The sequence below is a fragment of the Mycolicibacterium madagascariense genome (genome assembly GCF_010729665.1).
GTDB lineage: Bacteria > Actinomycetota > Actinomycetes > Mycobacteriales > Mycobacteriaceae > Mycobacterium > Mycobacterium madagascariense.
Window position 1 is genome coordinate 3,964,315 of record NZ_AP022610.1, and the last position, 18,112, is coordinate 3,982,426.

Annotated in this window: 17 protein-coding genes and 2 pseudogenes; 6 read left to right on the top strand and 13 right to left on the bottom strand. The window is 69.7% G+C overall.

Going from position 1 to position 18,112, the window contains the following annotated elements; translation table 11 throughout:
• Window positions 1-19: 19 nt before the first annotated feature.
• The 4 genes and pseudogenes from G6N60_RS28655 to G6N60_RS18715 form a co-directional block, all read right to left on the bottom strand.
• Window positions 20-220 (bottom strand): annotated as a pseudogene (locus G6N60_RS28655) (IS481 family transposase); the annotation flags it as partial.
• A gap of 190 nt (window positions 221-410) precedes the next feature.
• A pseudogene (locus G6N60_RS28660) lies at window positions 411-677 on the bottom strand (helix-turn-helix domain-containing protein); the annotation flags it as partial.
• Window positions 678-843: 166 nt separating this feature from the next.
• The gene (locus G6N60_RS18710) at window positions 844-1,041 is read right to left on the bottom strand and encodes an excalibur calcium-binding domain-containing protein (RefSeq protein ID WP_372511034.1); all 198 of its coding nucleotides are present in this window, start codon (window positions 1,039-1,041) and stop codon (window positions 844-846) included.
• A gap of 159 nt (window positions 1,042-1,200) precedes the next feature.
• Window positions 1,201-2,034: a helix-turn-helix transcriptional regulator gene (locus G6N60_RS18715; protein ID WP_163740044.1), complete on the bottom strand. Its 834-nt coding sequence runs from the start codon at window positions 2,032-2,034 to the stop codon at window positions 1,201-1,203.
• Window positions 2,035-2,134: 100 nt separating this feature from the next.
• Here G6N60_RS18715 and G6N60_RS18720 point away from each other — a divergent pair, with 100 nt between their 5' ends.
• Genes G6N60_RS18720 through G6N60_RS18730 form a run of 3 tightly spaced genes read left to right on the top strand, consistent with a single transcriptional unit; the run spans window position 2,135 to window position 4,420 of the window.
• Window positions 2,135-3,121 carry an aldo/keto reductase gene (locus tag G6N60_RS18720; RefSeq protein ID WP_163740046.1) on the top strand — a complete coding sequence of 329 codons (987 nt, stop codon included), beginning with the start codon at window positions 2,135-2,137 and terminating at the stop codon, window positions 3,119-3,121.
• Between the two features lie 17 nt (window positions 3,122-3,138).
• Window positions 3,139-3,549, top strand: a complete 411-nt coding sequence (locus G6N60_RS18725) for a GlcG/HbpS family heme-binding protein (protein ID WP_246240837.1) — start codon at window positions 3,139-3,141, stop codon at window positions 3,547-3,549.
• 52 nt (window positions 3,550-3,601) lie between these two features.
• Window positions 3,602-4,420 (top strand): DUF1542 domain-containing protein, encoded by an 819-nt coding sequence (locus tag G6N60_RS18730; RefSeq protein ID WP_163740049.1) that lies wholly within the window; start codon window positions 3,602-3,604, stop codon window positions 4,418-4,420.
• A 147-nt stretch (window positions 4,421-4,567) separates the two neighbouring features.
• Here G6N60_RS18730 and G6N60_RS18735 read toward each other — a convergent pair whose 3' ends face one another.
• From G6N60_RS18735 to G6N60_RS18745, 3 genes are read right to left on the bottom strand one after another with little or no spacing between them, the layout of a single operon-like run.
• The gene (locus G6N60_RS18735) at window positions 4,568-5,359 is read right to left on the bottom strand and encodes an Fpg/Nei family DNA glycosylase (RefSeq protein ID WP_163740051.1); all 792 of its coding nucleotides are present in this window, start codon (window positions 5,357-5,359) and stop codon (window positions 4,568-4,570) included.
• Between the two features lie 3 nt (window positions 5,360-5,362).
• Window positions 5,363-5,836 carry a ribose-5-phosphate isomerase gene (locus G6N60_RS18740; RefSeq protein ID WP_163740053.1) on the bottom strand — a complete coding sequence of 158 codons (474 nt, stop codon included), beginning with the start codon at window positions 5,834-5,836 and terminating at the stop codon, window positions 5,363-5,365.
• A 29-nt stretch (window positions 5,837-5,865) separates the two neighbouring features.
• Window positions 5,866-6,417 (bottom strand): TetR/AcrR family transcriptional regulator, encoded by a 552-nt coding sequence (locus G6N60_RS18745; protein ID WP_163740055.1) that lies wholly within the window; start codon window positions 6,415-6,417, stop codon window positions 5,866-5,868.
• 97 nt (window positions 6,418-6,514) lie between these two features.
• Between G6N60_RS18745 and G6N60_RS18750 the strand changes: the two genes are divergently transcribed.
• A complete protein-coding gene (locus tag G6N60_RS18750; RefSeq protein ID WP_246240839.1) occupies window positions 6,515-7,417 on the top strand; it encodes an aldo/keto reductase in 903 nt (300 codons plus the stop codon).
• A 115-nt stretch (window positions 7,418-7,532) separates the two neighbouring features.
• The gene (locus G6N60_RS18755) at window positions 7,533-8,273 is read left to right on the top strand and encodes an SDR family oxidoreductase (RefSeq protein WP_163740059.1); all 741 of its coding nucleotides are present in this window, start codon (window positions 7,533-7,535) and stop codon (window positions 8,271-8,273) included.
• Here the strand turns inward: G6N60_RS18755 and G6N60_RS18760 are convergent.
• Genes G6N60_RS18760 through G6N60_RS18780 form a run of 5 tightly spaced genes read right to left on the bottom strand, consistent with a single transcriptional unit; the run spans window position 8,270 to window position 13,072 of the window.
• Complete coding sequence (locus G6N60_RS18760) at window positions 8,270-9,229, bottom strand: isopenicillin N synthase family dioxygenase (protein WP_163740062.1); 960 nt, start codon at window positions 9,227-9,229, stop codon at window positions 8,270-8,272. The two genes, G6N60_RS18755 and G6N60_RS18760, sit on opposite strands and share 4 nt — an antisense overlap.
• Before the next feature lie 9 nt (window positions 9,230-9,238).
• Window positions 9,239-9,679 carry a nucleoside deaminase gene (locus G6N60_RS18765; protein ID WP_163740064.1) on the bottom strand — a complete coding sequence of 147 codons (441 nt, stop codon included), beginning with the start codon at window positions 9,677-9,679 and terminating at the stop codon, window positions 9,239-9,241.
• Window positions 9,676-11,070 (bottom strand): purine-cytosine permease family protein, encoded by a 1,395-nt coding sequence (locus tag G6N60_RS18770; protein WP_163740067.1) that lies wholly within the window; start codon window positions 11,068-11,070, stop codon window positions 9,676-9,678. Before G6N60_RS18770 ends, G6N60_RS18765 begins: the two co-directional genes overlap by 4 nt.
• Before the next feature lie 45 nt (window positions 11,071-11,115).
• A complete protein-coding gene (locus tag G6N60_RS18775; protein WP_163740068.1) occupies window positions 11,116-12,411 on the bottom strand; it encodes a threonine/serine exporter family protein in 1,296 nt (431 codons plus the stop codon).
• Window positions 12,412-12,451: 40 nt separating this feature from the next.
• Window positions 12,452-13,072 carry a mycothiol-dependent nitroreductase Rv2466c family protein gene (locus tag G6N60_RS18780; protein ID WP_163740071.1) on the bottom strand — a complete coding sequence of 207 codons (621 nt, stop codon included), beginning with the start codon at window positions 13,070-13,072 and terminating at the stop codon, window positions 12,452-12,454.
• A 97-nt stretch (window positions 13,073-13,169) separates the two neighbouring features.
• Here G6N60_RS18780 and pepN point away from each other — a divergent pair, with 97 nt between their 5' ends.
• On the top strand, window positions 13,170-15,740 hold the full coding sequence (pepN, locus tag G6N60_RS18785) for an aminopeptidase N (RefSeq protein ID WP_163740073.1): 2,571 nt from the start codon (window positions 13,170-13,172) through the stop codon (window positions 15,738-15,740).
• A 9-nt stretch (window positions 15,741-15,749) separates the two neighbouring features.
• Here pepN and G6N60_RS18790 read toward each other — a convergent pair whose 3' ends face one another.
• Window positions 15,750-18,050: a TPR repeat domain-containing protein gene (locus G6N60_RS18790; protein ID WP_163740075.1), complete on the bottom strand. Its 2,301-nt coding sequence runs from the start codon at window positions 18,048-18,050 to the stop codon at window positions 15,750-15,752.
• Window positions 18,051-18,112: the final 62 nt, after the last annotated feature.

Below are 18,112 nucleotides of genomic sequence, written 5' to 3' on the forward strand. Positions count from 1 at the left end.
GGCGTAGTTGTGCTTCCAGGGCGTTGCGGCCGCCTCTGCCGCCGGCGAGTCGGGTGGTGAACACCATGCCGTTGTCGGTGAGGGTTGAGTATGGGATGCCATGGGCGGCAATGGCTTTGCAGAATTCGTCGCGGACGATGGGACCGGTGACGCGGACGTGGGCGGTCACCGAGAGTGCGTAGCGGGAGTGGTCGTCGAGCCAGTCGAGGATTTCGACGTGCGCGTGATCGGCGAGCCACCAGTGGGTGAAGTCGGCTTGCCAGCGTTCGCCTGCGTTGTTCGGCGGCGAAGCGGATGTAGGAGGTCTTGGGTCTCTTCTTCGGCGCCGCGACGATCAGCCCGGCGGCGTGGAGGTGCCGGCTGATCGAGGCCGCCGACACGACGGTGCCGTGGTGATGGCGCAGGTGCCAGGCGATCGTCGCCGGACCGTTGTCGAGCCCTTTGCTGAACAGTTCGGCGCGCAGTTCGACGATCAGGCGGATCGTCGTCTCGGGTAGACGGGTCGGACTGCTGTGTGGGCGCCGGGAACGTGGTTCGAATGCCGCCTCGCCCTCGACCCGGTATCGCGCGACCAGGCGCGAGATCCAGGACTGCGACACCCCGTATTCGCGGGCGACCTCAGACTGAGTGCGTCCCTCGACCACGACCGCGGTGATGACCAGGCGAGCCTTCGACATCCCTCGACGGTCATCCCGGCGCCTATTCCGATGTCTTGCGACACGCTATGCGCATGTCCTGAAACACCACACCGTCGCCCGCTCCAAGGGGTCATCAACCCATAGACCCACGGAACGACGAATGGCAGCGGCGAACCGCTGCCATTCATCGTCGAAGCCCGTGTCGTCAGGACTCGCAGGCGATCCCGTCGCCGTCGCGATCCCCGCCCGACCAGTAGTCGGGGTCACCCTTCGGAATGTCGTAACGACCGTCCTTGTGCGCGGCCGTGCAGTTCTTGTACGGGCCGTCGGCCGAGGCCAACGGCGCCATTCCGACGGCAACGGCTGCGACGGCGGCAGCAGCAATGAAGAAACGGACGATCACTCTTCCCCCTAATGGGCTTGCTCTCCAATGGATTCCCCCGAACCCGGCGGAAGCTTAAAACGTCCTGAGCAAATTCTGCAAGTAGCCTGTGGCTAAGAATGACGACCGCGCATCATCCCCCGTGGTCACCTCTGTCGTCGCCGGTGCAACTGGGGGCCGTCAGCCCATGGGCTGCTGCCCGAGCACGGCGAGCAACCGCAGATCGGCCAGCGCGTTGGACCCCACCGGCGGGGTCAGGACCACCAGGATCTGACCGTCGGCGGTCGCCAGCACCTCGCAGTCCAAGCAGATCGGCCCGACCCTCGTCACGAACGTCTTGCGATCCATGCGGCGAACTGCCACTTCGTGGCGGGCCCACAGCGCGGCGAACTCGGGACTGCGCTCCAGCAGACCGTCGACCAGTTCCCGCATGTCGGCGTCGCCGCGACGCCGCGCCCACGACGCGCGCAGGTCAGCGACGAACGTCCGGCTGTGCGCATCGACCTCGTCGGGCAGGGCGACCTCGCGGGCGCTCGGGTCGGTGAACCACTGCCACACCATGCTCGACTTCAGTCCACCGTCGGCGGCGACACGATCCCCCATCAACGCCGTGGCCAACTCGTTCTGCGCCAGGACGATGCCGGTGTCGGTGCCGACGAACGCGGCGGCGTCCCGCATCTGGTCGAGGACGAACGCCAGCGCAGGACGGACGCGGGTCGAGGATCCCGTGCGGTCGGGCACGGCGTGGCCGGCCAGCCGGAACAGGTGGTCGGACTCGTCGTCGGTCAGACGCAGCGCGCGGGCGAGCGCCCGCACCATCTGCGGCGAGGGCTGCGTGCTGCGGGCCTGCTCCAGCCTGCCGTAGTAGTCGACCGACATACCGGTCAGCTGGGCGACCTCCTCGCGACGCAGCCCTGCCGTCCGCCGCCGGGCGCCCGGGGGCAGCCCCACCTCGGCGGGACGCATCCGCTCGCGCCGCAGGCGGAGGAACTGTGCGAGCGCCTCCCGGTCCATCGGCCCATTGTCGCCGAGCGCCGTCCGCGGAGGCAGGGACTGCGACTCCCTGGATCCACGCGTCCTTTCGAGAGCGGGCTGGCCGACGAAGACTCGGCCCATGGACACCAGAACCCTCGGAACTCTGACCACCTCGACGCTGGGACTCGGGTGCATGGGCATGTCGCCCGCGTACGGCGAGGCCGATCGCGACGAGGCCATCGCCACCGTGCACGCCGCCCTCGACGCGGGCATCACGCTGCTGGACACCGGCGACTTCTACGGCATGGGCCACAACGAACTGCTCGTCGCCGAGGCGCTGCGCTCGGTACCCCGCGACGCCTACCAACTCAGCGTCAAGTTCGGCGCGCAGGTCGGGCCCGACGGCTCGATGCTCGGCTTCGACGCCAGGCCCATCGCCGTGAGCACCGCCGTCGCCTACTCTTTGCAGCGCCTCGGCACCGACCATCTCGACGTCTACCGACCCGCCCGACTCGACCCGACCGTGCCGATCGAGGACACCATCGGAGCCATCGGCGAACTCATCGACGCGGGCAAGGTCCGGCACGTCGGGCTGTCGGAGGTCGGCGCGGACACCATCCGTCGGGCCGCGTCGGTGCGGCCCATCAGCGACCTGCAGATCGAGTACTCGCTGGCCTCGCGCGGCATCGAGGACGGCATCCTCGGCACGTGCCGCGAACTGGGCATCGGCATCACGGCCTACGGCGTGCTCGCACGCGGCCTCATCAGCGGGCACTGGACCAAAAGCTATGGCGGACAGGGCGATTCGAGACTGTCCAGCCCGCGCTTCACCGGAGACAACCTGGACCGCAATCTGGCGTTGGTCGACACGCTGCGCGACGTCGCCGACGAGCTCGGCGTCACCGTGGCCCAGGCCGCCATCGTCTGGGTCGCCTCGCGCGGTGCGGACATCGTGCCGCTCGTCGGCGCGCGCACGCGCACCCGGCTCTCCGAGGCGCTCGGCGCGGCCGAGGTCACGCTGACCGACGACCAGCTCGCCCGCATCGAGTCCGCGATCCCCGCCGACCGCGTCGCGGGTGAGCGCTACCCGGTCGAGCACATGGCGGCCCTGGACTCCGAACGCTAGGCGCCGACCCTGGCAGGATGGGCGCCGTGATCCTCGACCTCGCCGCCGCACAACGCATCGTCGAGGCGGCCCACGCCGAGGCGAGGAGGAGGTCGATCCTGGTGTCGGCCGCCGTCGTCGACGCGGGCGGGCATCTGGTGGCGTTCGGCCGGATGGACGGCGCGGAGATCGCCGGCCCGGTGCTGGCGGTCGACAAGGCGTACACGGCTGTTGCGAACAGCACGTCGACGGCCGAGCTGGCCGTGCTCGCCGCTCCCGGCGGAGAGTTGTTCGGGCTGCACGCCAACGGCGGAGGGCGGTTCGTCATCTTCGGCGGCGGCGTCCCCATCACCTCGGACGGGCTGATCATCGGCGGGGTCGGCGTCAGTGGCGCCAGCGCCGAGGACGACGCCGCCTGCGCCGCGGCCGGGCTCGAATCACTCAGCTAGAGGCGTATTCGGCAACTGATCGCACTCGTTTCCTGTAGGTACGCTGGACGCCATGGACAGCTTCCTGCTGGTGCTCATCGTCGTTCTCGTCGCCGTCATCGGCTACGCCGTCATCGCTTCCTCGAAGGCCACCGGCAAGCGCAATGCCGCTTCCCTGGAGGACGCGAAGGCCGACGCCCGGCGGGTGATCGACCGACTCGGCGGTCAGGTACTCAACCTGAGCGGCACCAACGACGCCTCGAAGCAGGCCCTGGCGGACGCGTCGGAACGCTTCACCGCCGCCGGGTCGCAGATCGAGCAGGCGACGACCGCCCGTCAGGCACAGCTCGCGAAGGAGAGCGCCATGGAGGGCCTCTACTACGTGCGCGCCGCGCGAGTGGCGATGGGCATCGACCCGGGGCCCGAACTCGAGACGCTGGCCGGTCAGAATGCGGCGGGCACCGTCACCGAGGACCGTCGCGTCGACTTCGACGGCCGCCAGATCGAGGCCTCACCGCAGCCGTCGCAACGCACGCCGAACTACTACCCCGGTGGCCGAGTCGCGGGCCGACCCGTTCCGGCCGGCTGGTACTCGGAACCCTGGTGGAAGCCCGCGCTGGTGGCGGGCGCGTGGGGCGTCGGGTCGGCGTTGCTGTTCAGCTCGTTGTTCTCGGGCATGGGTGGGGTCGGCTACGGCGCGCAGGGCTTCGAGAACGGTTATGGCGACGGCTACGGCGACGGTTTCGACCAGGGTCAGCTCGACGCTGCCGGGCAGGATGGCGGCTGGGACAACGGGGGCGGCTGGGACGGCGGCGGCGGCGGTTGGGATTTCGGCGGTGGCGACTTCGGTGGCGGTGGCGACTTCGGCGGCGGCGGGGACTTCGGCTTCTGACCTCGCGCGGCGGGCTGGCGCGGCGGGCTGGCGCAGGTGCGGGCCTCGAGACTGCGGTGAGATCGCGTCAGCGGCCGCAGATGTGATCTCCCAGCAGTCTCGGCGCGGTCACAGCAGTCTCAGCGCGGTCATGCAGTCCCGCCGCGGTCACACCTGACAGGTCGGGCACCAGAAGAGGTTGCGGCCCTCCATGACCTCGGTGCGAATCTCGGTGCCGCACACCCGACACGGCTCCCCCGCCCGGCGGTAGACGTAGGTGCGCGGTCGTCCGCGCAGACCCGGCATCCCCTTGTCGTCGGACTTCCTGATGGTGATGATCTTGCCGCGGGTGACGCCGACCTTCATCAGCGCGACCAGATCGGTCCACGCCGCGTCGAACTCCTCTTCGGCGACGTGCGTACCCGGCCGGTGCGGGTCGATCAGGTGTCGGTAGAGCAGTTCGTTGCGGTAGACGTTGCCCACCCCGGCGATGACCTTCTGATCCATGAGCAGGGCACCAATTGGCCTGCGCGACTTGCTGATCCGGGTCCATGCGGGCGCCGGGTCGGGGGCGCGCCGCAGCGGGTCGGGACCGAGCCTGGCGACGATGTCCTCGACCTCGGCCTGATGGATCACCTCGCAGGCGGTCGGCCCGCGTAGATCGGTGCCGTACTCCTCGCCGACCATGCGCATGCGGACCTGGCCGACGGGCTCGGGCATGGGCACGGGACGTTCGGTGAACTTGCCGTAGAGGCCGAGGTGGACGTGGACCACCGCGCCGCCCTGATAGTGGTGAAACAGGTGCTTGCCGTAGGCCTCTGCCCGACGGAGCACGCGTCCGCTCACCGCCTCGGCGGCCTCGGCGAAGCGGCCCTGCGGGCTGGTGACCGTCACCGGCGCCCCACCGAACCGCTTCTGGTGCAACCGGGCCAGCCGGTGGATGGTGTGCCCTTCGGGCATCGCTCAGGCGCCCGGGACGGGCGGCGCGACGTGCGTCTGCTCGTACTCGGCGAGGATGTCGATGCGTCGCTGGTGACGCGGGGCCTGCGACCAGGCGGTGGTGAGGAACGCATCGACGAAGGTGAGCGCGTCCGCGACGGTGTGCATGCGGCCGCCGATGCCGATCAGCTGCGCGTTGTTGTGCTGGCGGGCCAGCGACGCGGTCTCGACGCTCCACGCCAGCGCACATCTGGCGCCGGGCACCTTGTTGGCGGCGATCTGTTCGCCGTTGCCGGAGCCGCCGATGACGATGCCGAGACTGTCGGGGTCCGCGACGGTCCGCTCGGCCGCCGCGATGCAGAAGGCCGGGTAGTCGTCCTCGGCGTCGTAGGTGAAGGCGCCGCAGTCGATCGGCTCGTGGCCGCCGGCCTCGAGGTGCTCGACGATGGCCTGCTTGAGTTCGTATCCGGCGTGGTCAGAGCCGAGGTAGACGCGCATGGCGCCACCTTACTTTCCCTCGCTGCCGGTCAGCGCGTCGCCACCACGCCGTCGAGCAGCAGGTCGACGAGCCGACGGGCCTGCTCGGGGGACCCGCTCGCCAGGAAGATTCCGACGAGGCTCGTCACCACGTCGTCGGCGCGGACGTCGGATCGCATCGTGCCGTCGGAAACGCCTGCGGCCAAGAGGGTTTCGACGGCGCGGACGATGCTCTGCCGGGTGGCGCCCGGCTCCACGGTGCCCGCGGCGAACATCGCCCGCAGCGACTCGGCCATGCCGCGCTTGGTGGCGACGAAGGCCGCGTAGCGATCCATCCAGCGACGCAGCGCGACGAGCGGCGGGTGGCGCTGCAGCAGGTGCTCCGCCGCCGTCGCCACCTCGGCGAGCTCGGTGCGGTAGACGGCCTCGACGAGCGCCTCGCGCGTGGCGAAGTGCCGGTAGAGCGTTCCGATCCCGACGCCGGCCTCGCGCGCGATGCCCTCGAGGGACACGGCGGTGCCGTCGGCGGCGGCGAACGCGTCGGTGGCCGCGGCGAGCAGGCGTTCGCGGTTGCGGTGCGCGTCGGCACGGACTCGCGCCATAGCGGAGGCACCTCCGTTTCTGCTACGGTCGATGAAGCGGAGGATCCTCCGCCTTGGTCATCATCCACCAGGGAGCACCGTGACGCACACAGAATCCGTGACGCACACCAAGTCACCGGGCGGTCGCGGCCGCCTCGGCCCGTTCGAGGTCAACCGCCTCGGATACGGCGCGATGCAGCTCGAACCCGAATCGATCTCCACCGACGACGCCGTCGCACTCCTCAGGCGCGCAGTCGAACTCGGCGTCGACCACGTCGACACGGCGTCGTTCTACGCCGACGGCGAGGTGAACCGCCGCATCCGCACCGCCCTCGCGCCCTACCCCGAGGACCTCGTCATCGTCAGCAAGGTCGGCGGGCGCAGCGTCATCGGACCGGTCCCCATCGCCGCCGCCCAGCAACCCGCCGAGCTGCGCGCCGCCGTCGAGGCCGACCTCACGCAGCTCGGCGTCGACCGCATCCACGTGGTTAACCTGCGCCGGCTCGACCTCCCGCTCGGCGTGCAGGCGCAGGGCGACCAGATCGTCGACCTCGACGACCAGCTCGCCGAACTGATGGCGCTGCGCGACGAGGGCAAGATCGGCGCGATCGGCCTCAGCAGCGTGGCGCTCGACGTCCTGCAGCGGGCCCTCCCCGCCGGGATCGTCTGCGTGCAGAACGCCTACAGCCTGCTCGACCGCTCGCACGAGGGTCTGCTGGAGCGCTGCGTGGCCGAGGGCGTCGCGTGGGTGCCGTTCTTTCCACTGGGTTCGTCGTTCCCCGGCTTCCCCAAGGTGGCCGAGGATCCGGTCGTCGTCGAGGTCGCCGGCGAAATGGCTTGCACGCCCTCGCAGGTCGGCCTGGCCTGGCTGCTGGCCCATGCGCCGAATACCCTGCTCATCGCGGGCACCCGCTCGGCCGACCACCTCGAGGAGAACCTCCGCGCGGGCGACGTCGTCCTCACCCAGGACGCGCTGGGGCGGCTCGACGCGATCTACGAACACCGTCGCGTCAACGATTGATGACGCGGTCTCGCGCGACGTCACCCGACGAGGCGGTAGAGCGCGACCTGCGCACGGACGCGTCGTCCGCTTCGATGAAACGAACAGCAGTCCGCATTGCTCCAGGAGGCTAGCCATGGACGAACTGCACGACAGGGTGGTTGCCATCACCGGCGCCAGCAGCGGCATCGGCGCCGCCACCGCGCGTCGACTCGCGCGCCGCGGGGCCGCCGTCGTCCTCGGCGCGCGCCGCACCGACCGGCTCGACGACCTGGCCGCCGAACTGCAGGCCGAGGGCGGTCGCGCCGTCGCGGTCACCGTGGACGTCACGCGCGCCGAGGATCTGCACCGACTGGTCGCGACGGCGGTGTCGACCTACGGCCGACTCGACGTCCTGGTCGCCAACGCGGGCGTCGGACCGATCTCGCCGATGACGGCCCGTCGCACCGCGGACTGGAACGCGATGATCGACGTCAACCTGCGTGGCGTGCTGCACGGCATCGACGCGGCGCTGCCCGTTTTCGAGCAGCAGGGCCGCGGCCACTTCGTCACGATCGTCTCGACGGCCGGCATCAAGATCGTGCCGACGATGGCGGTGTATGCCGCCACCAAGAACGCCGTCCGCACCCTGCTGGAGGGGCTGCGTCAGGAGTCCACCGACGGCACGCTGAAGACGACGGCGATCTCACCGGGGTACGTGCGCACCGAGTTCGGCGACTCCGTCACCGATCCGACGATCCGAGCCCAGATCGACCGCGGCATGCAGGAATTCGCGCTCGACCCGGATGCGGTGGCACGGGCCGTCGAGTTCGCCGTCGATCAGCCGTGGGAGGTGGAGATCGGCGAGCTGTCGATTCGACCGACGGTCCAGGGCTAGCCGACGGTGATGGCGTCGAGGCGCGCCTTGATGAAGTCGGCGCACGTGACGGCCGACAGACCGTCGACCCGCCCGACCGGCGGCGCCAACGGCGTGACCACGGCGTCGTGATTGGCCTCGTAGAAGTAGATCAGCGAGACCAGGTCCTCCTCGGGGGCCTCGGGCTGGGGCGGCAGCACGCGGTGTCTGCCGGACGGCCAGCGCCGCCCGCTCCAGTACTCGAGCAGATCGCCGATGTTGACGGTCAGCGCGTCGGGGTCATACGGCGCGTCCTGCCACCCCTCGGCGTCCGAATACACTTGCAGCCCACCGGCTCCCGGCTCCCGATCCAGTACGGTCACGGTGCCGAAGTCGGTGTGCGGCCCGATCCGGAACTGGCCCGGCTCGGGCGTGCCGACCACGCTGACGGGCGGATAGTGGTTGATGTTCATCGTCCAGGTGGGACGGTTCGCCAGCATCGCCCACGGGTTCGCGGGCAGGCCGAGGGCGTGGGAGAAGAGCGCCAACAGGTCGTCGGACAGCTGGCGCACCGCCGCGGTGTACTGCGCCACCAGCGTATGCAGCTGGGGCACCTCGGCAGGCCAGACGTTGGGCGCGAACCAGATTCGGTCGACCTCGGGGTCACCGGTGGGCGTCTCGGCCCCCAGGCTGTAGCTCTCCTTGAGGTCCGGCGGCGTCTCGGTGCCCTCGGCGTACCCGTTGGCCTCGGCGCCGGGGCCGATCCAGCCGTGCCCGCCGACCGGCACCGAGTACCGTCGCTTGACGTCGTCCGGCAGGGCGAAGAACTCGCGGCTGACGGTCCGCACCGCGGACGCCAGCCCCTTGTCGACGCCGTGCCCGGTGACCAGGATGAAGCCCGCCTGCTGCAGGCTCTCGTCGACCTCGGCGGCGACGGCATCCGCTTCGGCTCCCCCGGCGCGCCATCGCGAGATGTCCACCGTGGCAATGACACTCATGCGCCGGCCCTACTCACCGATGTCCTCCAACCACACGTCCGGATGCGCCGCGATGAACTCCGTCATCATCTCGACGCACCGCTGATCCTCGAGAACCGTGACCGCGACGCCATGCTCGGCCAGCCAGTCGTGGCCACCGCTGAACGTCTGCGCCTCGCCGATGACGACGGCGCCGATGTTGAACTGACGCACCAGCCCACTGCAGTACCAACAGGGCGATAGCGTCGTCACCATGATCGTCGATCGGTAGTCGCGCTGGCGGCCGGCCGCGCGGAAGGCATCGGTCTCGCCGTGCACCGACGGGTCGTCGTCCTGCACGCGCCGGTTGCGACCGCTGCCCAGCAAGACCCCGTCGGCGCTGAAGAGCGCGGCGCCGATCGGTATTCCGCCCTCGGACAACCCCTTTCGCGCTTCGCCGACGGCGACGTCGAGCATCTCCTCCTGGGTCATACCGCCAGTCGCTCTGCGGCGATCTTGGAACGGCACATCAGCAGGTACAGACCACCCGCGAGCAGGAAGCCGACGAAGAACGTCACGTCGCCCAGCTGCGGGACGGCCTTCGCGACGACGCCGACGAACTTCTCCTGGTTCGAGAACAGCAGGACCGACACGACCATGCCGATGGCGAACGAAGCGAGCCCCAACCAGTTCGAATAGGACCGGTCGTACAGGAACCCCGCGATGCGCTGATCGCGCCGCATGTACTGATCGGCGAACACCACGCCCAGCCACGGGCCGATCCAGTAGGCGATGACCAACAGGAACGCCTCGTAGCTCTGGGCGGCGTCGGGCAGGGCCCACTTGGCGACCAGGAACCCCGCCACCCCGAAGAACACCGTGACCAGCGCACGGGCCACGTGCGACGGCAGCTTGATGCCGATGGTGACGAACGCCATGGCGCCGGAGTAGATGTTGATCGAGTTGGCCGCGATGGCCCCGATCGCGATCGCCAGCAGCGTGGCCTTGGCGATCGGCGAGGCCAGCTCGCCGGTGAACGCCTCGGTCGGGTTCTTCGACAGCGCGGGTCCGATCGTCACCGACGCCGCGCCGACGATCTCCAGCACCGCGCACGACAGGAACAGACCAGCCGAGGCAAACAGCCCGGTGGCGGCCGTCGACACCGAGGACGGCAGGTAGCGGGTGTAGTCCGCCGCGTACGGGGTCCAGCCCGCCGCGTAGCCGAACGCGGTGCCGACGGTGAGCAGGAAGCCGCCCAACCCGCCGACGCCGCTGGGCAGGGCAGGCGCGCCGACGTGGGACTTCATCAGGATGGCGACCGACGCCACCGCGAAGATGACGGCCAGCACGGGGAACGACCACCGCTCGAAGGCCTGCACCAGGTTGTGGCCGAAGAACGCGAAGGCGGTCTGCACCAGCACCACGATGACCAGCGCAAGCAGCGGGCCGATGCCGAACAGCGCGGCCAGCGCGTACGCACCGCTCACGCTGTTGGTGGCGAACCAGCCGACGCCGGCGGTCACCGACATCAGCACCGCGGGCACGGCGTTGCCCTTGAAGCCGAACGCCAGCCGCCCCAGCACCATCTGCGGCACCCCGTGCAGCGGGCCGCGCGCCGACAGGAAGTAGTGCGCCACCGCGCCGAGCCCGGTACCGATGACGATGCCGACGACCGCCTGCCAGAACGACATGCCATAGAAGGCGACCGCCAGCACGCCGACGTAGATCGTCGCGAACTCCAGGTTCGGCGAGGTCCAGGTCCAGAACAACTGGCTCGGCTTGCCGTGGCGGTCTTCCTCGGCGATGAACTCGTTTCCGCCGGGCTCGACGGCCACCAGTTTGTTGCGGTAGGAGCCGTCGGTGGTGGGCTCGGTCGCTGTCATGGGTACACCGTGGTCCGAGCCGCCGCCCGACGCAACCGGAGTGGGCTATTCGGGGCTCTTGCGCCGCGGTATGACGAACGCGTGGAAGATGCTGAACCCCGCCAGCGTGCCGAGCGCGATCGAGAAGACCGCGGCGACCGTCGTGCCCAGCGTCGTGACGTCCGCGCCGCCTCCGGTGGCGGCCTCGCTCAGCGAGACGAAGCTCAGCGCGCCGGGAACCAGCGACCAGAAGGCGGCGAGCATCAGCACGATGGCCGGCGGTGAGGACCTGATGCGCGAGGCCACCATCGCGAACGGGACCACCAGGAACGCCCCGACCGCGCCGCTGTAGGAAGCCGGCAGGACGAGACCGCCGACCTGCTGGCCGATGAGCGCGACCCCGACGGCGGCGATCAGCCACGGCAGCGAACCCGGTGGCGCCGACAGATAGACGTACAGGCCCACCGCCACCACGACGATCCCGACGTACAGCGCCCACATGCCCATCTGTGGCGACGGGTCCTGCGGGGCGACGCGGCCGGCGATGTGCGTGCCCAGCGCGACGCCGAAGACCAGCAGCATCAGCTGCGTGACGCCGTAGATCAGCCGGCTGGCCCCCGCGACGATCTCCGAGCTCGCCAGCTCCATCGACCCGATCGTGATCGACATGCCGGGCAGCATCGCCACCAGCGGAGGGCTGATCACCCGCAGCAGGCCATCGTTGGCGGCGTCGGCGACGAACCACGTCGCGAGCACCGTCACCAACGCCGCCGACAGCGTGGGCAGGATCGGGTTGAGCGACGGGAACGGCCGGCCCAGCAACACCACGGCGCCCACCACCACGCCGAGGAATAGGTAGCCGGGCAGCGCCGCCCACGTCGGGTTGATGACCATTCCGAACCCGACCGTCGTGACCGCGTAGCCGATGATCGTGACGACGGCGCCGAACCGCGGCCGCATCGCGCGGGCGGCCTCCACCGCCGCGATGGCGTCGGCAGGGGTGATGGCGCCCACCGAGGCGAGGTCGGCGATGTCGTCGATGCGGCCCGCGAGATCGAGCTGGATGGTCGCGCGGGTGGACACCTCGACCTCGTAGCCGACGGACCCGACCTGGACGACGAGCGCCGTCGGCAGCGCCACCACGCGGACCTTCTCGCGCGTGTAGTTCGCTCCGATGGCGATCAGCCGCCCCACGACCAGCTGGGTGGGCTGCTCGACCTCGAGCAGCGCGATGCCGACCTCGCGCAGCATGGCCGCCACGTCAGCGTCGTCGTGCGAATCGGGATCGCCGAGCGCGTCGGGCGTCTCCTTGCGCAACCTCAGCCAGGCGCGGCGGGCCCGGCTGTCCCCCGAGTCGGTCATGTCGCGATTGTCGCCCAGGCGCGGGCCGGTCAGGCTCGGGTCAGTCGAATTCGGGAGATTCGTGCCGCGTGCGCTTCAGCTCGAAGAAGTGCGGATACCCGGCGAAGATCACCGACGCGTCCCACAGCTTGCCGGCTTCCTCGCCACGCGGGATGCGGGAGAGCACCGGACCGAAGAACGCCACGCCGTTGACGTGGATGGTCGGGGTGCCGACGTCGTCACCGACGGCGTCCATGCCGTCGTGGTGGCTCTTGCGCAGCGCGTCGTCGAACTTGTCGCTGGTGGCCGCCTCGGCCAATTCGGCGGGCAGGCCGACCTCCTCGAGCGATTCGCTGATGACGCGGTGGAAGTCGGGATCGGACTCGCGATAGTTCTGGTTGTGGATCCTGGTCCCCATCGCGGTGTACAGCGGGCTCAGAACGTCGCTGCCCTTCGCCTGCTCGGCGGCGATCGCGACGCGCACCGGGCCCCAGGCCTTCTTCATCATCTCCTGGTACTGCTCGGGCAGGTCGCGGCCCTCGTTGAGCACCGCGAGGCTCATGACGTGGAATTCGACGTCGATGTCGCGCACCTTCTGCACCTCGAGAATCCAGCGCGAGGTGATCCAGCACCAGGGGCACAGCGGGTCGAACCAAAAACCGGCGACATCCTTGTTGGCCATCATCGAATCCTCTCGGCAGGCGGTGGGAGACAGAGTTCCGTTCAGCTCAACCAAGCATGCCCCGGCTGTGTTCCCCCACACCGTCTAGGCTTCCGTCGTGGCACTTCCCAACCTGACTCGCGACCAGGCGGCCGAGCGCGCGGCGCTCCTCACCGTCGACAACTACCGCATCGTGCTGGACCTGACCGACGGTGCGGGCGGCCCGGGAGAGCGCACGTTCCGGTCGACCACGACGGTGACGTTCGACGCGCTCCCCGGCTCCGACACCGTCATCGACATCGCCGCCGACACCGTGCACGGCGCGACGCTCAACGGCGTGGCGGTGGACGTGTCCGGCTACGACGAGTCGACCGGCGTCGCGCTCACCGGGCTGGCCGAGCACAACGTCGTCGTGGTGGAGGCGGACTGCCGCTACTCCAACACCGGAGAGGGGCTGCACCGCTTCGTCGATCCCGTCGACGACGAGGTGTACCTGTACTCCCAATTCGAAACCGCCGACGCCAAGCGGATGTTCGCGTGCTTCGACCAGCCCGACCTCAAGGCCACGTTCGACGTCAGCGTCACCGCACCGTCGCACTGGCAGGTCATCTCCAACGGGGCCACCGACACCGCCGACGACGGCGTCCACACGTTCGTCACCACTCCCCGGATGAGCACCTATCTGGTCGCGTTGATCGCGGGCCCGTACGCGCGGTGGGACGACGTGTACACCGACGAGCACGGCGACATTCCGCTCGGCATCTTCTGCCGCAACTCCCTCGCCGAGTACATGGACGCCGAGCGCCTGTTCACCGAGACCAAGCAGGGTTTCGGGTTCTACCACCGCAACTTCGGTGCGCCGTACGCCTTTGGCAAGTACGACCAGCTCTTCGTCCCCGAGTTCAACGCGGGCGCCATGGAGAACGCGGGCGCGGTGACGTTCCTGGAGGACTACGTCTTCCGGAGCAAGGTGACCCGCTACAGCTACGAGCGGCGCGCCGAGACCGTCCTGCACGAGATGGCGCACATGTGGTTCGGCGACCTCGTCACGATGCAGTGGTGGGACGACCTGTGGCTCAACGAGTCCTTCGCCACGTTCGCATCGGTGCTGTGTCAGGCCGAGGCGACGGAGTACACCGCGGCCTGGACGACGTTCGCGAACGTGGAGAAGTCGTGGGCGTACCGGCAGGACCAGCTGCCGTCGACTCACCCGGTCGCCGCGGACATCCCCGACCTGCACGCCGTCGAGGTGAACTTCGACGGGATCACCTACGCCAAGGGCGCCAGCGTGCTCAAGCAGTTGGTGGCCTACGTCGGTCTGGAGGCGTTCCTGGCGGGCCTGCGCGACTACTTCCGCGACCACGCCTTCGGCAACGCGACCTTCAGCGATCTGCTTGGCGCACTGGAGAAGTCGTCCGGTCGGGACCTGTCGCACTGGGGCCGCCAGTGGCTGAAGACGACCGGGCTCAACACGTTGCGCGCGGACTTCGACGTCGACGCCGACGGGACGTTCACCCGTTTCGCGATCGGTCAGAGCGGCGCCGCGCCGGGGGCGGGTGAGACCCGCGTGCACCGGTTGGCCGTCGGCGTGTACGACGACGACGGCTCCGGCAAGCTGGTGCGCACCCACCGCGAGGAGCTCGACGTCGACGGTGAGACGACGGACGTGCCTGCGCTGCAAGGGGTTTCGCGCGGCAAGCTCATCCTCGTCAACGACGACGACCTGACGTACTGCTCGCTGCGGCTGGACCCCGAATCGCTGCAGACGGTCCTGACGCGCATCGCCGACATCGCCGACTCGCTGCCCCGCACCCTGGCGTGGTCGGCGGCCTGGGAGATGACACGCGAGGCCGAGCTCAAGGCCCGTGACTTCGTCGAGCTCGTCAAGGGCGGCATCCACGCCGAGACCGAAGTCGGTGTCGCACAACGACTCCTGCTGCAGGCGCAGACCGCGCTCAACGCCTACGCCGACCCGGACTGGGCGTGCTCGCAGGGCTGGCCCGCGTTCGGCGACCGGCTCCTCGAACTGGCCCGCGCCGCCGAGCCCGGCTCGGACTTCCAGCTGGCCTACGTCAACGCGCTGTGCACGTCGGCATTGTCGTTGCGGCACACCGCAGTTCTGGCCGCGCTGCTGGACACCGATCCCGCCGACCTCGAACTGCCGGGACTCGTCGTCGACACCGATCTGCGGTGGCGCATCGTGACGGCGCTGGCAGCCAGCGGCGACATCGACGAGAACGGTACGGAGACCCCGTTCATCGACGCCGAGGCGCAGCGCGACAAGACCGCGGCCGGTCGGCGCAACGCAGCGGCTGCAGCGGCGGCGCGCCCGCAGGAGGCCGTCAAGGACGCCGCCTGGCAGCAGGTGATCGAGGACGACACGCTGGCCAACATCACCACCAGGGCGATCGTGACCGGCTTCTCGCAGCCGGGTCAGGCTGCGTTGCTGAAACCGTTCACCGCCAAGTACTTCGAGGCGATCAGCGGCGTCTGGGAGCGACGTTCCAGCGAGGTCGCTCAGACCGTCGTCATCGGGCTCTACCCGTCCTCCGACGTCAGCCAGGACGGGCTCGACGCCGCGGACGCCTTCCTGGCCGGTGACGTGCCGCCGGCCTTGCGCCGCTTGGTGATCGAGGGCCGGGCCGGTGTCGAGAGGGCGCTGCGGGCGCGGGCCTTCGACATCGGCTAGCCCGCCGCGTCACCCCTGGGATCCGGAGTTCGCGACGACGGAGTTGTACTGGTCGATCAGTCCCGACACCGCGCCGTAGCCACCCTCGGCCGGACCTAGCACGGTGGCCAGGGCCTTCCCGACGGCCTCTTGGTATTGCGCCGGGGCGACACCCTCGGGTCTGACGATCCGGCCGCCGTCGATCACGGCGTGGGCACCCGGCGGCCCGACGACGCGGCCGTCCACCTTCACCGCGTCCGGCAGCACGTCGGCGTGACCCGCGGCGATCACGCCCTGCAGGAGGTGCTCGCCGGCGGCCTGCGGCGACATCGGTTCGACGACGCTGGTCGACGCTGGTCCGGGCGGCTCTCCCACCACGTAGTCCTCCAGCGCTGAGCCGACGACGGCGACGAGGGGACCCGCGAGGGGCCCGTATTCCCCCAGCAGTTCGCTGCCCGCGGTACTCAGGAGGTTGAGGCTCAGGTCGTAGGCCTGCTTCTTCCACTCCCACTCCGTCGTGGCCATCTCGCGCTGGTTCTCGTCGAAGACCTCGAAGGCCCGATGGGTCGACGAATCGATCAGTCCCCGCAGCGTGGCCGACGCTCGAATGTGGACGTCGGTACCAGAATTGGAGGGGTTCGAGGCGAACGCGGTCTCGTGCAGCAGCGCCCGGCGATAGACCTCGGCGTTCCAGGCCTTCGCGGTGTTCTCGTCGCCGTTGAGCACGGTGAACAAGCCCTTGGCGACCGGTAGCGAGCCGTCGCCCTTGGTGCCCGTGCAGCCGTCGACGCATTCGTTGCCGGCGAACTCGTCGACGTAGGGCACCAGCCCGATGGCCGCGCTATGCATTAGATGCGGATTGACCTCACCGGCGGTGTGCACCCCGTCGAGCCCCGTGACGCTGGCATCGGTGAGGTGCATGAGGTCGTTCGACGCGTTGCCCAGGTACGTCCCGTAGGCGTGCGCGGTCGACGCGGCCAACGCCGCCTCGGGTCCACCGGCTACGCGGCCGGTCCACTCGAACAGGGCTCCCGCCGCAGCGCCGCGGTCGTCCCACTCCTCGTGGGTCAGATCGTGCAGCAGATGCTGCGAGTCGACGTCGAACTGGTGCCGAACGTCGTTGTCCGCGTGGGTCGTTCCGGTGATCGCGTCGTGAACGACCTGGTGGTCGCCGGACACGACCTGAAGGGCGGAGGTGGCGGCCGCGTCGAACTGGGCATGGCGATGCCCGACGGGAATCATCCCCCTTGCGGTCGGTTGCGGCACGTCGCCCTGCCGCCACTTGGGTGCGTCCAGCATGGCCGCGGTCTTGTGCATCAGGCCGCGGTCGAAGTCGGTGTCGGTCTGCACGGTGCGACCGCCGGCGAGTGCGATGTCGGCGATCGTCTTCACCTGCGCGCTGTGCTCGATGCCGGGGGCCGCGAGGGTGGCCCTGATACCGTCGGGCAGCGCAGCGAAGCCGCCCCTGACGGTCGCGCTGCCCTGGAGGGCGCCGTCGATCGACTCCGTCTTGGGGAACTCGAGTCTGGGATTGCTCATCAGGTGCCACGAGGTGGCCATGATGTCGGCGGCACCGGCCGTGGCCGCTTCGGCCAGCTGGTCGACGTTGCGCAGCTTCTGCTGCGCCTGCATCTGACTGAGGTACGCCGACTGTTCCGGCGTCAGCGGCCTGCTGCCCCGAAGCTGTTCTGCGGCAACGGTATCGAGGACCAGACGCACGCGCTGCTGGGCGGCCTCGTCGCCCTTGAGCGCCCCGTCGACGTCACGGCGGGCTCTGAGCGCCTGGTCGTTGGCGGCGGCGTCGGCGCCCACCCCGTCGGGGCCCTGCCCCTCCTTGGCGCGGGTACCGAGTGACCGGTACTCGCCGCCGATGCCGCGCAACCGACCCGCGATGGCATCGAGATCGCCGTTGGACTTCTGGACGATGTCGACGACCTCACCGGAGCCCTTGCTGATGATCGTGTACAGCGCCCGTTCGCCCTGCGGTGTCGACGGCAGGTGGGACGCCGCGCTGACCACCCACTGCCGTACCGAGTCGAGTTCCCGGCGGCCGGCCGTGACCACCGCCGCCGCACGTTCGACCTCCGAACGCAGCCGTCGATCGAGCGCGGCCGTCTCGCCGAGCACACCGCGCTGCCGCTGGTTCGCCGAGTCATAGGACGTGGCCGCCGATCCCGTCCATTGGGAGCCCGGCCGGGCGTCGCCGATCTCGGCCTGCAGCTGGCGCAAGCGGAGGCCGTCGTCGAACTCGGCGCCCTCCAGTGGCATACCGCGCCCGAAGGTGTCCCGGGCCGCCGACCACGTCGCCAGGAAGCAATCGAGTGCACTCACGTTGGCTAGCCCCTCCCCGTCGTCACACCCTCGGCGTCGAGTCTATGAGGGGACGACGGGGG

Excerpts from the sequence above, each read along its gene's own strand:
- G6N60_RS18730 (WP_163740049.1), top strand. The coding sequence starts at position 3,602 with ATGGACAGCTTCCTGCTGGTGCTCATCGTCGTTCTCGTCGCCGTCATC.
- G6N60_RS18740 (WP_163740053.1), bottom strand. The coding sequence starts at position 5,836 with ATGCGCGTCTACCTCGGCTCTGACCACGCCGGATACGAACTCAAGCAG.
- G6N60_RS18715 (WP_163740044.1), bottom strand. The coding sequence starts at position 2,034 with ATGGACCGGGAGGCGCTCGCACAGTTCCTCCGCCTGCGGCGCGAGCGG.
- G6N60_RS18780 (WP_163740071.1), bottom strand. The coding sequence starts at position 13,072 with ATGGCCAACAAGGATGTCGCCGGTTTTTGGTTCGACCCGCTGTGCCCC.
- G6N60_RS18725 (WP_246240837.1), top strand. The coding sequence starts at position 3,139 with ATGGGCGCCGTGATCCTCGACCTCGCCGCCGCACAACGCATCGTCGAG.
- G6N60_RS18745 (WP_163740055.1), bottom strand. The coding sequence starts at position 6,417 with ATGGCGCGAGTCCGTGCCGACGCGCACCGCAACCGCGAACGCCTGCTC.
- G6N60_RS18720 (WP_163740046.1), top strand. The coding sequence starts at position 2,135 with ATGGACACCAGAACCCTCGGAACTCTGACCACCTCGACGCTGGGACTC.
- G6N60_RS18755 (WP_163740059.1), top strand. The coding sequence starts at position 7,533 with ATGGACGAACTGCACGACAGGGTGGTTGCCATCACCGGCGCCAGCAGC.
- G6N60_RS18760 (WP_163740062.1), bottom strand. The coding sequence starts at position 9,229 with ATGAGTGTCATTGCCACGGTGGACATCTCGCGATGGCGCGCCGGGGGA.
- G6N60_RS18735 (WP_163740051.1), bottom strand. The coding sequence starts at position 5,359 with ATGCCCGAAGGGCACACCATCCACCGGCTGGCCCGGTTGCACCAGAAG.
- G6N60_RS18775 (WP_163740068.1), bottom strand. The coding sequence starts at position 12,411 with ATGACCGACTCGGGGGACAGCCGGGCCCGCCGCGCCTGGCTGAGGTTG.
- G6N60_RS18765 (WP_163740064.1), bottom strand. The coding sequence starts at position 9,679 with ATGACCCAGGAGGAGATGCTCGACGTCGCCGTCGGCGAAGCGCGAAAG.
- G6N60_RS18770 (WP_163740067.1), bottom strand. The coding sequence starts at position 11,070 with ATGACAGCGACCGAGCCCACCACCGACGGCTCCTACCGCAACAAACTG.